The following is a 12,300-nucleotide window of genomic DNA, read 5'->3' as shown; positions in this document are numbered from 1 at the left end:
GATGCGCCTTGATACAACTCGAATGATTTTGCGTATATACTGCTTCTCTTTCTTCTATTTGACGACTGCCGACACTTTATGCCTGTTTTTGCCCTGCTCGCGCTTGTTGCCTACTCCATCAGCCTGGCGCTGATCATTCCCGGTCTGCTGCAAAAAAACAGCGGCTGGCGGCGTATGGCGATTCTTTCTGCCACCGTTGCGCTGGTGTGCCACGCGTTTGCGCTGGAAGCCCGTATTCTGCCGGGCGGTGAAAGCGGGCAGAACCTCAGCCTGTTGAACGTCGGCTCGCTGGTGAGCCTGATGATCTGTACGGTGATGACCATCGTCGCCTCGCGAAACCGCGGCTGGCTGCTGTTGCCTATCGTCTACGCCTTCGCGCTCATCAACCTCGCCTTCGCCACCTTTATGCCCAACGAGTTTATTACTCACCTGGAAGCCACCCCGGGAATGATGGTGCATATCGGGCTATCGCTGTTCTCCTACGCCACGCTGATTATTGCCGCGCTGTATGCGCTGCAGCTGGCGTGGATTGACTATCAGCTTAAGAACAAGAAGCTGGCGTTCAGCCATGAAATGCCGCCGCTGATGGTCATTGAACGTAAAATGTTTCACATCACCCAGGTTGGCGTCGTGCTGCTCACGCTGACGCTCTGTACCGGCCTGTTTTACATGCATAACCTCTTCAGCATGGAAAATATCGATAAGGCCGTCCTTTCCATCATCGCCTGGTTCGTCTATATCGTCTTGTTATGGGGCCACTACCATGAAGGGTGGCGCGGTCGCCGGGTCGTCTGGTTTAACGTTGCCGGCGCTGGCATCCTGACGCTCGCCTATTTCGGTAGTCGTGTCATTCAACAATTCGTGGGCTAAGTACTAAGGAATCCACTTGGAACATATCTCAACCACCACGCTGATCGTTACGCTGATCATCATGGTGGTCATCTCTGCCTATTTCTCAGGTTCTGAAACCGGCATGATGACGCTGAACCGCTATCGGCTTCGTCATCTGGCAAAACAGGGCAATAAACCGGCGCGTCGCGTCGAAAAACTGCTGCAAAAGCCTGACCGCCTTATCAGCCTGGTGCTGATTGGCAACAACCTTGTCAACATCCTGGCCTCCGCGCTTGGCACCATCGTCGGCATGCGCCTTTATGGCGATATGGGCGTCGCCATTGCGACCGGGGTGCTGACCTTCGTGGTGCTGGTATTCGCAGAAGTCCTGCCAAAAACCATTGCCGCGCTCTACCCGGAAAAAGTGGCCTATCCAAGCAGCTTCCTGCTCGCGCCGCTGCAAATTCTGATGATGCCGCTGGTCTGGTTCCTGAACCTGATTACCCGCATTCTGATGCGTATGATGGGCATTAAAACCGACATCACCATCAGCAGTGCGCTCAGCAAAGACGAACTGCGCACCATCGTGAACGAGTCCCGCTCGCAAATCTCGCGCCGTAACCAGGACATGCTGCTGTCGGTGCTGGATCTCGAAAAAGTCAGCGTCGATGACATCATGGTGCCGCGCAACGAAATCGTCGGCATCAACATCAACGACGACTGGAAATCGATTGTTCGCCAGCTCACCCACTCGCCGCACGGCCGCATCGTGCTGTACCGCGACTCGCTGGACGATGCCATTAGCATGCTGCGCGTACGCGAAGCCTATCGCCTGATGACCGAGAAAAAAGAGTTCACCAAAGAGGTCATGCTGCGCGCCGCCGACGAAATCTACTTCGTTCCTGAAGGCACACCGCTGAGCACGCAGTTAGTGAAGTTCCAGCGCAACAAGAAGAAAGTCGGGCTGGTCGTCGACGAGTACGGTGATATTCAGGGGCTGGTGACGGTCGAAGATATCCTGGAAGAGATCGTCGGCGATTTCACCACTTCAATGTCGCCATCGCTGGCCGAAGAGGTCAACCCGCAGAACGATGGCTCGGTGATTATCGACGGCGGCGCCAACGTGCGCGAGCTGAATAAAGCCTTCAACTGGCATCTGCCGGAAGACGAAGCGCGCACCATTAACGGCATCATTGTGGAAGCGTTAGAAGAGATCCCGGCTGCGGGTACGCGCGTGCGCATTGCCCAGTACGATATCGATATTCTCGACGTACAGGATAACGTGATTAAGCAGGTGCAGGTGAATCCGGTGAAGCCGCTTCGGGAAAGCGTGAAGGATTAAGAATAGCCCCTCTCCCCGCCAGGGGAGAGGGTTAAGCGAAGATTATGCCTTCGCTTTCGCGACGGAGACCATCGCCGCGCGAATGGTACGACCGTTCAGGGTGTAACCCTTCTGCATCACCATCAGCACGTTGCCAGCAGCCACCTCTTCAGACTCAACCATCGCAATGGCCTGGTGTACGTTCGGATCCATAGGGACATTGATGTCCGCCACAACCTGTACGCCAAACTTCGCCACTACGTCCAGCATCGACTTACGGGTCAGTTCGATACCTTCGATCATCGGCGCCATCTCTTCGTTGTCTTTATTCGCCACTTCCAGCGCACGGTCCAGGCTATCCAGCACCGGCAGCAGTTCGTTGACGAATTTTTCCAGCGCGAACTTATGCGCCTTCTCAACGTCGATTTCGGTACGGCGACGCAGGTTTTCCATTTCTGCCTTCACGCGCAGGACGCTTTCGCGCTCGCGGGTTTCGGCTTCCGCTAACTGCGATTCAAGGTTCGCAATTTTTTCGTCGCGCGGATCCACCTGGTCAGCAGAAGCGTTTGGTTCAACCGCCTCAACTTCTTCGTGCTGTTCCATGATAATTTCTTCCGGGGATTGCCCCTCAGGCGTTTTCTGTTCTTTACTACTCATGAATTTCTCCGCGTTTTTTCGCAATCATCTCGCTAACTTCGCTTATTATGGGGATCAGATTCCGGGTTTCAAGGGAAGCTGTCACATTGTCACCCATCTTCGGCACAAGGACATTCAGAAAATGAACAATCATTTCAAGTGTATCGGTATTGTAGGACACCCTCGTCACCCGACGGCCCTGACGACACATGAAATGCTCTATCGTTGGCTGTGCACCAAAGGCTATGAGGTGATTGTTGAACGCCAGATAGCCAAAGAACTCAAGCTGGATAACGTCCAGACCGGCACGCTGGCGGAAATTGGCCAAAAAGCGGATCTGGCGGTGGTGGTCGGCGGCGACGGCAATATGCTTGGTGCGGCGCGCACGCTTGCCCGCTACGACATCAGCGTGATTGGTATTAACCGCGGCAATCTCGGCTTTCTCACCGACCTTGACCCGGATAACGCCCATCAGCAATTAGCCGATGTGCTGGATGGTAACTTTATTGCTGAAAAACGTTTCCTGCTGGAAGCACAGGTTTGCCAGCAAAACTGCCAGAAACGCATCAGCACCGCCATCAATGAAGTGGTGCTGCATCCGGGCAAAGTCGCGCATATGATTGAGTTTGAAGTCTATATCGACGAGACCTTTGCCTTCTCCCAGCGCTCCGACGGCTTGATTATCTCTACGCCAACCGGCTCCACGGCCTACTCGCTCTCGGCGGGCGGTCCCATTCTGACGCCGTCGCTGGATGCCATTACCCTGGTGCCGATGTTCCCGCACACGCTGTCGGCGCGTCCACTGGTGATTAACAGCAACAGCACCATCCGCCTACGCTTCTCGCATCGCCGTAGTGACCTTGAGATCAGCTGTGACAGCCAGATAGCTCTGCCAATTCAGGAAGGCGAAGACGTGCTGATTCGCCGCAGCGACTACCACCTCAACCTGATCCACCCTAAAGATTACAGCTATTTCAACACATTAAGCACCAAGCTCGGCTGGTCAAAAAAATTGTTCTAATTTTATCGCCGCCCCTTTACTGGATGAAAAACCCGTTTATACTGTATGAAAATACAGTTATGGGTTTTCATACAGGAAAACGGCTATGTTAGCACAACTGACCATCAGCAATTTTGCCATCGTTCGTGAACTTGAAATCGACTTCAACAGCGGCATGACGGCCATCACCGGCGAAACCGGGGCCGGTAAATCAATTGCAATCGATGCCCTCGGCTTATGCCTGGGGGGACGCGCCGAAGCTGACATGGTTCGTGCTGGCGCCAGCCGTGCTGACCTCTGCGCCCGTTTCGCACTCAAAGATACCCCGGCCGCCCTGCGCTGGCTCGAAGAGAACCAACTGGAAGATGGCCGCGAGTGCCTGCTGCGCCGCGTCATCAGCAGCGACGGCCGCTCACGCGGTTTTATCAACGGCACCGCGGTACCACTGTCGCAGCTGCGTGAACTGGGTCAGCTACTCATCCAGATTCACGGTCAGCACGCCCACCAGCAGTTGGTGAAGCCTGAACATCAGAAAACCCTGCTTGATGCCTACGTCGGTGAGTCAGAGCTCGCCCGTCAGATGGCCGAACACTACCGTCTGTGGAACCAAAGCTGCCGCGATCTGGCCACCCATCAGCAGCAAAGTCAGGAACGCGCCGCTCGCGCAGAGCTACTGCAGTATCAGCTGAAAGAACTTATCGAATTCAACCCACAGCCGGGCGAATACGAACAAATTGACGAAGAGTACAAGCGCCTCGCCAACAGCGGGCAGCTTATCGCCACCAGCCAGCATGCGCTGGCAATCCTCGCCGATGGTGAGGACGTCAACCTGCAAAGCCAGCTCTACACCGCCCGCCAGCTGGCAGGTGAACTGGCAAGCATGGACGGTAAACTCGCTGGCGTGCTGGATATGCTGGAAGAAGCGGCCATTCAGCTGAGTGAAGCCAGCGACGAGCTACGCCACTACTGCGACCGTCTGGATCTCGACCCCAACCGTCTGTACGAGCTGGAACAGCGTCTATCGAAACAGATTTCACTCGCACGTAAGCACCAAATCTCGCCGGAAGCACTGCCGGAATACTATCAATCCTTGCTGGATGAACAGCAACTGCTCGACGACCAGAGCGATTCGCTGGAGACGCTGAAACACGCGGTATCCCGTCATCACCAGTTAGCGATGGAAACGGCCTGCCAGCTGCACGCACAGCGTCAGGCAAGCGCCCAGGAGCTTTCACAGCTAATCACCGACAGTATGCACATGCTCTCCATGCCGCACGGTCTGTTCGATATCGACGTCCGCTTTGAAGAACAGCACCTGACCGCCGAAGGCGCAGACCGCATTGAGTTCCGCGTGACCACCAACCCCGGCCAGCCGCTGCAGGCGATTGCTAAAGTAGCGTCCGGCGGTGAGCTGTCGCGTATTGCGTTAGCCATCCAGGTGATTACCGCGCGTAAAATGGAAACCCCGGCGCTGATCTTCGATGAAGTGGACGTAGGGATCAGCGGCCCAACGGCGGCAGTCGTCGGCAAGCTGCTGCGCCAGTTGGGTGAATCGACTCAGGTAATGTGCGTAACGCACCTGCCGCAGGTTGCAGGCTGTGGGCACCACCACTTCTACGTCAGCAAAGAGACCGACGGCGCAATGACCGAAACGCACATGCAGCCGCTGGATAAACGTGCTCGCCTGCAGGAACTGGCGCGCCTTCTCGGCGGCAGCGAAGTTACGCGGAACACGCTGGCAAACGCGAAAGAGTTGCTGGCCGCATAAACTTTTTTGATTTCTTAGAGTCTGAGTTCACAATAAAAACGCCGTAAGACCTGATATCAAAGGTTTCCAACTTACCTCAGGTCTATTATCATCGGCACATTACATATGAGCCGCGTACTGCTCGGGCCCGAAAAGGAATCAAATCACTATGCGCTGTAAAACGCTGACTGCTGCCGCAGCGGTTCTTCTGATGATGACTGCAGGCTGTTCCACTCTGGAGCGAGTGGTTTACCGTCCTGATATTAGTCAGGGGAACTACCTGGTACCTAACGACATTGCCAAAATCCGCGTTGGCATGACGCAACAACAGGTTGCCTATACCTTAGGTACCCCGATGATGACCGACCCGTTCGGTACCAACACCTGGTTCTACGTTTTCCGCCAGCAGCCGGGTCATGAAGCTGTCACTCAGCAGACGCTGACCCTGACCTTCAACAGCAGCGGCGTACTGACGAATATCGACAACAAGCCAGCGCTGACCAAATAAATCAGCGGCGGTGTGTAACAGATGCAAAAAAAGCGCTCAATGAGCGCTTTTTTTATGTCTACAATCTGTGTAGCCCGGCCGAACGTAGTGACGCCGGGGAAACCCCGGAGTCGGTGCTCTCGCACCTCGTCCGGGCTACAGAATAGTCAGCTTTTTTGCTGGGCGCGCTGGCGACGCAGTTCTTTCGGGTCAGCAATCAGCGGGCGATAAATCTCTACCCTGTCGCCGTCGTGAATCACATCGTCGAGCTTTACTGGGCGGCTATAGATACCGACTTTATTTTTTGTCAGGTCAATATCATCACGCAGGGTCAGCAGGCCGCTTGCCTGAATGGCCTGCTCCACCGTTGCGCCTTCATCCAGCGTCACCCGCTGCAGATACTGCTTTTGCGGCAGCGCATACGCGACTTCTACGGCGATTTTACCCGACACTGTAGACCTCGCGAGCGCGCATCGTGAACGCCTGCACCATATTCAGCGCCAGCTCTTTAAAGATGCGGCCAAACGCCAGCTCAATAAGCTTGTTGGTAAACTCAAAATCAAGCTGGAACTCAATCTTGCAGGCATCCTGGCTCAGCGGCGTAAACTTCCAGCCGCCAATCAATTTTTTGAACGGCCCATCGACCAGATGCATCAGGATGCTCTGGTTGCTGGTTAACGTATTGCGCGTGGTAAAGGTTTTACTGATGCCTGCCTTAGAGACATCCACCGCCGCCGTCATTTGCGTCGGGCCGGACTCCAGAACACGGCTGCCTGTACAACCGGGGATAAAATCCGGGTAGGCATTCACATCGTTCACCAGTTGATACATTTGCTCCGCGCTGTAGGGAACCAGCGCAGTACGGCTAATCTGAGGCATAGCAATTTCCATGATCGAACACGGCGTAAATAGTATCATTTATCTACTGCTAAAAAAAACGGAGGCGGGCTATATCGTGCTAAGATAACCCATTGCGCCTCGCGGGAGCTTGAGGCAGTGTTATTGAGATAAGCGATAAGTTCAGGACATTATGACAAAGAAAAAAGCACACAAACCTGGATCAGCCACGATTGCGCTGAATAAACGCGCCCGCCACGAATACTTTATCGAAGAAGAATTTGAAGCGGGCCTTGCCCTCCAGGGTTGGGAAGTGAAATCCCTGCGCGCAGGTAAAGCCAACATTGGCGACAGCTACGTCATCCTGAAAGACGGCGAAGCCTTCCTGTTTGGCGCGAACTTCACCCCGATGGCCGTGGCATCAACGCACTACGTTTGCGATCCTACACGTACCCGTAAACTGCTGCTTAACCAGCGCGAACTGGACTCGCTGTTCGGGCGTATCAACCGCGAAGGTTACACCGTGGTGGCGCTATCGCTGTACTGGAAAAACGCCTGGTGTAAGGTAAAAATCGGCGTGGCGAAAGGGAAGAAACAGCACGATAAACGTTCCGATCTGAAAGATCGCGAATGGCAACTCGATAAAGCCCGCATTATGAAACATGCTGGCCGCTAGTTATGGCAACGCTTGCCTGCACCCGCAGGCAAGCGTCGTTTCCATCACCGTTCCCTCAGCGCTTCCTTCATCTTGTTCAGCGGCTTAATCAGGTAATCCAGTACCGATTTCTGCCCGGTCTTAATTTCCACGTTAGCAATCATCCCCGGCATGATCGGGAAATGCTTACCCTGTTTATTCACCAGCTCCGCCTGTTGCGTGCGTACGTAAACCCGATAGTAAAACTGATCGCGGCGCACCTCATCTTGCAAGGTGTCAGGCGAAACCACTTCGACGGTGCCTTTTAAATCGCCGTAGATAGAGGTGTCGTAGGCGGTAATTTTGACGGTCGCCGGCAGGCCTGGGCGGATATAGGCAATATCGCGAGGGTTAATCCGCGATTCGATAAGCAGCTGATCTTCCAGCGGGACAATCTCCATCAGCTTGCCGCCGGGCTGCAGCACGCCCCCGACGGTATTCACCTGAATATCTTTCACCACCCCGCGCACTGGTGAAAAGAGTGATGCACGCTGAACCTGGTCGGCTTTACCCGCCATCACCTGCAGTTGCGCATCCAGATCGGCATCATTCTTCACCTGCTCTTCCCGCGCCCGCACCGCATACTGGTTGCGCGCTTCATCCATCTTTCCGCGCAGCTCAGCGGCCTGACGTTCCAGGCGGATCACCTCTACCTCACCGGCTGCCCCTCGGGCAATCAGCGGCTTCGTCATCCGGATTTCCGCATCCACCAGCTGCAGCGTTTTTTGCAGATTACTGAGGGTTTCAATCAGCGTTCTACGTCGGGACTCGTAGAGCTGCTTCTCACGGGCGACCAGCGCGGGCTCCTGCAGTGATTCGGCGCTAAACTTCAGCGGTAGCCCGCTCAGCTCTGCACTTAAACGCTCGCTGGATGCCCTAAGCGAGCGAGCGCGTACCGCCGCTTCGCCAAAGTTCGATTGAAAGCGCGTCTGGTCGAGGCGCGCCAGCATCTGCCCACGATTGACAATATCGCCCTCTTTCACCAGCAGCTGGCTGACGATACCGCCGTCCAGGCTCTCAATCACCTGCGCATGGGTAGAGGGCGTGACCTTGCCGGTCCCCACGGTGACCTCATCAAGAATCGCCCAACGGGCCCACAGCACAAAGACGGCAAGGCCCAGAAAGCTTAACCACACCACCGACGACGAGAGACGGCTCTGGCGGTTCAGCTCATCCTGCATTTTCGCTTCAATCATTGCGCACCTCCGGGAACAAGCGAGGCGACGTTGCTGTTCTTCCTCGCCTGGTTCAGTAACGTATCGCGCGGGCCGTCGGCCACCACCTTCCCGTTTTCCAGCACCACAATGCGGTCGACCAGCTTGAGCAGGGCCGGGCGATGGGTGACCAGCACCAGCGTGCGCCCGGTTAGCCACTGTTGAAGCTGGCGAATCACCCACTCTTCCAGCTGTTCGTCCATCGACGCGGTTGGTTCATCCAGCAGCACAATTTGCGGGTTACGCACAATCAGGCGGCTCAGCAGCACCATCTGCCGCTGCCCGCCCGATAAACCGCGCCCGCCTTCGTTGATCATGCGGTCGAGGCTCGCGGCATCCTGCTGCACCAGCGTAATCGCCCCGCTAATCCGCAGCGCCTGAATCAGTTCCGCTTCGGTCGCATGAGGATGACCCAGCATCAGGTTCTGCCGCAGCGTGCCGAAAAAGAGCCTTGAGTCCTGCGAGAGATACCCAACCTGCCGCCGGACATCGGTTGGGTCGATGTGCGCCATATCAACGCCATCGATAATCGTTTTGCCTTTGGTGGCCTGAACCTGCCCTGAAAAAAGCCGCAGCAGCGTGGATTTCCCGGCCCCGGTTTTCCCCAGAATGGCGACCCGTTCGCCGGGCATAATCTCCAGCCCGTCAATACTCAGCGCCTGCTCGCCCTTTTCCACGTCATAGCTGTACTGCATCTGCTGCATCTGATAGTGCCCCGCCAGCACCGGGCAGTGCGCCATCTTCTTGTCCGACTCTTTATCCAGCGGTTTTTTCAGCAGTTCGTTCAACCCGGTCATCGCCGATTTCGCATGTTGCCAGCGCGAGAAGACCATCGTCAGCTGCATCAGCGGCGCAATGGTGCGCGACGACAGCATGCTGCACGCCACCAGCGTACCGGTAGTGATGCTGCCATCAATCACCAGAAAACAGCCAAATACCAACATGCCAGCGTAGGTGATCTGCTGAACGGTGGATGCCCAGCCGCTAAGCCGCGCCCCCCAGATTCGCTGCTTCATGCCGATGCTGGCCCCAACGGCGTGCGTCGTTTCCCACTGGCGCTGGAAGTAAGGCTCCGCCTGCAGCGCTTTAATGTCCTCTACCCCTTCAATCGACTCCACCAGCACGGCGTTGCGAATGGCGCTCTCACGCATCCCCTCTTTAGCAAGCTTGGCCATCGGCCACTGCACCAGAAGACCGGGGATCACAATCAACGGGATCGCGATCAGCGGGATCACCACCAGCGGGCCGCCGACCATCGCGATGATCACGAGAAACAGCAGCACGAAGGGCATATCCATCGCCGCACCCACCGTCGTGGAGGTCAGCAGTTCGCGCACCTGATCCAGCTCGCGTAGCTGCGAGATAAACGATCCGGTGGATTTCGGCCTGGCATCGTTTTTAATCGACATCGCCCGGGCAAAAAACATCGACGATAAATTCAGGTCGATATGTTTGCCCATGATGTCCGAAATGTAGGTTCGCGCCAGGCGGATAGAGAACTCCAGCGCTGCCGCCAGCAGCACGCCAAAAAACAGTACCCACAGCGTAGGGAACGACTGGGCAGGAATAACCCGGTCATAGACCTGCATCGAAAACAGAATCCCCCCTAGCGCCATGACGTTACCGACGATAGAAGCCAGCGCGATTTCAGAGAGCTTGCGCCCGGTATGGCGGAAATGACGCCAGAACCAGTGCGCCTCCCACGGGCGGGTAAAGTCATCGATACGCGAGTCACGCCCGCGTACCGCAATACCCAGCATCACCACATCGGAAGTGATCCGCTCAAGCAGCGTCTCCAGCGCCTCCTCCCGCACCAGATCGCCGCCGTTGCTGAGCCAGTAGGTCACCAGCCCCTCGGCGTTGAGCGACTCCAGCAGCATGATTTCGCCGCTTTCCATCTGCACGATGGCGGGCAGGTTCTGCGCGCTCCAGCGCATTTTCGCCACCGGGACCCGGTGCACCTGTAGCCCCATCAGCCCACTCAGCCTTTGCAGGCGCACGTCGATCGGTAAATTTTCAAACCAGCGCATCTGTTGACGCACGGCAGGCGCATCCGCAGGCAGGCCAAAGCGGCCTGCCGCGCGCACCATCACATTGATCCAGCTTTCGGTATCCGGCTGTTGCATAACCACTCCTGCATCCGTGTTGTCTATAGTGCGGGTAAGTCATCACCAACGGTTCGGCTGCGCTCGATACCTAACATATCAAGTAGGTTATCGGCGGCCCCCGCGTAACGTACGGCAGCATCCCACGCGTCATAGCGTGCGGTTATGGTGGCGTTATCGGCCTGAAAAACGTCCTGTTCAATACTCAGCAAATCGTTCAGGCTGCGCTTGCTGAGGCGATATTCATCGCGATAAACCCGGCGGGCCAATTCGGCGGTGGCCGACTGCGCTTCCCCAGCCTGCTGGCGAATCTGGGCACCGGTCAGATCGGCCCAGGCGGTCGCGGCGCGCTGGTTCATGTCCAGCTTGCTCGCTTCAACCTGAGCCTGAGCGCTTGCCCGGTCCCCTTCGGCGGCATCCACGCGAGCGCTGACCGCGCCGCCCTGGTAGAGCGGCGCATCCACCACCAGCTGCACCTGATCGTCCCAGTAGTTGCTCTGATCGTTTTCATAGCGCGTCCGCCCGGCCTGCACCGAGATGGTCGGCCAGTGCTGGGCCTGCGCCTGACGAATACGCTGCTCCGCCGCCAGCTGCTTCGACTGGGCGCTGCGCACCGCATTGCTGCGTTCATACGGAAGGGAGTTAACGGAGAATTTTTGCTTCATCAGATCTTCAGGGAGATCCGGCAGGTTGTCAGAAACGACGCCCGTCAGCACGCTTAGCGCCGCCTGCGCGGTGCGTTTCTGCGCCTCAAACTGGGCAACCGTGGCGTTCATGCCGGCGATACGCGACTCCGCCTGTAGCACGTCGGACTGCGAGCTCAGGCCCGCCTGGGCACGCAGTTTCGCCATCTCCTGAATAGCCTGAAGCGACTGGATATTATTGCGCGCGACCTGCGCCAGCGCCTGGTAGCGCTTGACCTGCAGATAGGTTTGCAGCGTTTGTGTGCCAACATCGTTGAGGGCGCTGTATAGCTCAAAGCGCCATGCGTCGGAGAGGTTGTACTGCTCATCGATGCTGCCGCCGGTTTTACCAAAATCGTACAGCAGCTGTTTTAGCGAAACGCCGCCAGAACCGTTGTTATTCAACGATCCGGCAGAGTCAGTTCGGTGCGATCGCCCCATGTTGCCCTGCAGGGAGATCTGCGGGAACCAGCCGCTTTTCGCTTCATCAAGATTCGCCCGGCCTACGCGGATCTGCGCGGAGGCCTGGGCGATTTTCGGGTTGCGGGCAAACGCCCGCAGTATCGCTTCCTTAATGGTCAGCTGAGCCTGAAGCTGTTCGCTTGGGGCCGATTGCCACCGATATTGTCCTTCGTTACCGGGAGCCGCCAACAGATTAGCCATCGGTAACATCATTAACAGTAGAGATACGGCACGTTTCATTTTTCCACCTTAGGATTGCCCGTGGTGATATTGTTGATTGCCC

12 protein-coding genes are annotated in these 12,300 nt (G+C 56.5%); 6 read left to right on the top strand and 6 right to left on the bottom strand.

The genetic code is table 11. The features are described 5' to 3' along the window. Window positions 1-78 precede the first annotated feature (78 nt). A complete protein-coding gene (locus V6944_RS16165) occupies window positions 79-870 on the top strand; it encodes a cytochrome C assembly family protein (RefSeq protein ID WP_185668764.1) in 792 nt (263 codons plus the stop codon). A 16-nt stretch (window positions 871-886) separates the two neighbouring features. Continuing rightward, on the top strand, window positions 887-2,173 hold the full coding sequence (locus V6944_RS16160; protein WP_333499683.1) for an HlyC/CorC family transporter: 1,287 nt from the start codon (window positions 887-889) through the stop codon (window positions 2,171-2,173). A gap of 42 nt (window positions 2,174-2,215) precedes the next feature. On the opposite strand, the gene grpE is transcribed toward V6944_RS16160, so the two are convergent. After that, window positions 2,216-2,809 (bottom strand): nucleotide exchange factor GrpE, encoded by a 594-nt coding sequence (gene grpE, locus V6944_RS16155; protein WP_333499682.1) that lies wholly within the window; start codon window positions 2,807-2,809, stop codon window positions 2,216-2,218. A gap of 121 nt (window positions 2,810-2,930) precedes the next feature. Here grpE and nadK point away from each other — a divergent pair, with 121 nt between their 5' ends. The 3 genes from nadK to bamE all read left to right on the top strand — a co-directional run bounded on the left by nadK (window position 2,931) and on the right by bamE (window position 6,043). Next, window positions 2,931-3,809 (top strand): NAD(+) kinase, encoded by an 879-nt coding sequence (gene nadK / locus V6944_RS16150; RefSeq protein WP_185668761.1) that lies wholly within the window; start codon window positions 2,931-2,933, stop codon window positions 3,807-3,809. Between the two features lie 85 nt (window positions 3,810-3,894). Beyond that, window positions 3,895-5,556, top strand: coding sequence for a DNA repair protein RecN (recN, locus tag V6944_RS16145; RefSeq protein ID WP_333499681.1), 1,662 nt, complete (start codon window positions 3,895-3,897; stop codon window positions 5,554-5,556). A 148-nt stretch (window positions 5,557-5,704) separates the two neighbouring features. Continuing rightward, complete coding sequence (gene bamE, locus V6944_RS16140) at window positions 5,705-6,043, top strand: outer membrane protein assembly factor BamE (RefSeq protein ID WP_333499680.1); 339 nt, start codon at window positions 5,705-5,707, stop codon at window positions 6,041-6,043. 146 nt (window positions 6,044-6,189) lie between these two features. On the opposite strand, the gene V6944_RS16135 is transcribed toward bamE, so the two are convergent. Together V6944_RS16135 and V6944_RS16130 are read right to left on the bottom strand one after the other, a co-directional pair. Continuing rightward, window positions 6,190-6,474 carry an RnfH family protein gene (locus V6944_RS16135; RefSeq protein ID WP_333499679.1) on the bottom strand — a complete coding sequence of 95 codons (285 nt, stop codon included), beginning with the start codon at window positions 6,472-6,474 and terminating at the stop codon, window positions 6,190-6,192. Further along, window positions 6,464-6,901, bottom strand: a complete 438-nt coding sequence (locus tag V6944_RS16130) for a type II toxin-antitoxin system RatA family toxin (RefSeq protein WP_035894934.1) — start codon at window positions 6,899-6,901, stop codon at window positions 6,464-6,466. Before V6944_RS16130 ends, V6944_RS16135 begins: the two co-directional genes overlap by 11 nt. Before the next feature lie 151 nt (window positions 6,902-7,052). Between V6944_RS16130 and smpB the strand changes: the two genes are divergently transcribed. Next, window positions 7,053-7,535 (top strand): SsrA-binding protein SmpB, encoded by a 483-nt coding sequence (smpB, locus tag V6944_RS16125; protein ID WP_035894933.1) that lies wholly within the window; start codon window positions 7,053-7,055, stop codon window positions 7,533-7,535. Window positions 7,536-7,579: 44 nt separating this feature from the next. On the opposite strand, the gene V6944_RS16120 is transcribed toward smpB, so the two are convergent. Genes V6944_RS16120 through V6944_RS16110 form a run of 3 tightly spaced genes read right to left on the bottom strand, consistent with a single transcriptional unit; the run spans window position 7,580 to window position 12,230 of the window. Further along, the gene (locus tag V6944_RS16120; RefSeq protein ID WP_333499678.1) at window positions 7,580-8,749 is read right to left on the bottom strand and encodes an HlyD family efflux transporter periplasmic adaptor subunit; all 1,170 of its coding nucleotides are present in this window, start codon (window positions 8,747-8,749) and stop codon (window positions 7,580-7,582) included. Beyond that, on the bottom strand, window positions 8,746-10,893 hold the full coding sequence (locus V6944_RS16115; protein ID WP_333499677.1) for a type I secretion system permease/ATPase: 2,148 nt from the start codon (window positions 10,891-10,893) through the stop codon (window positions 8,746-8,748). The genes V6944_RS16120 and V6944_RS16115 overlap by 4 nt, the downstream gene beginning before the upstream one ends. 23 nt (window positions 10,894-10,916) lie before the next feature. Then, window positions 10,917-12,230: a TolC family outer membrane protein gene (locus V6944_RS16110; protein ID WP_333499692.1), complete on the bottom strand. Its 1,314-nt coding sequence runs from the start codon at window positions 12,228-12,230 to the stop codon at window positions 10,917-10,919. Window positions 12,231-12,300 lie beyond the last annotated feature (70 nt).

This window comes from Kluyvera sp. CHPC 1.2972, assembly GCF_036759925.1.
In the GTDB taxonomy this organism is placed as follows: Bacteria; Pseudomonadota; Gammaproteobacteria; order Enterobacterales; family Enterobacteriaceae; genus Kluyvera.
Note: the sequence above shows the minus strand (reverse complement) of the source record. Positions and strands in the feature narration are given on the sequence as shown.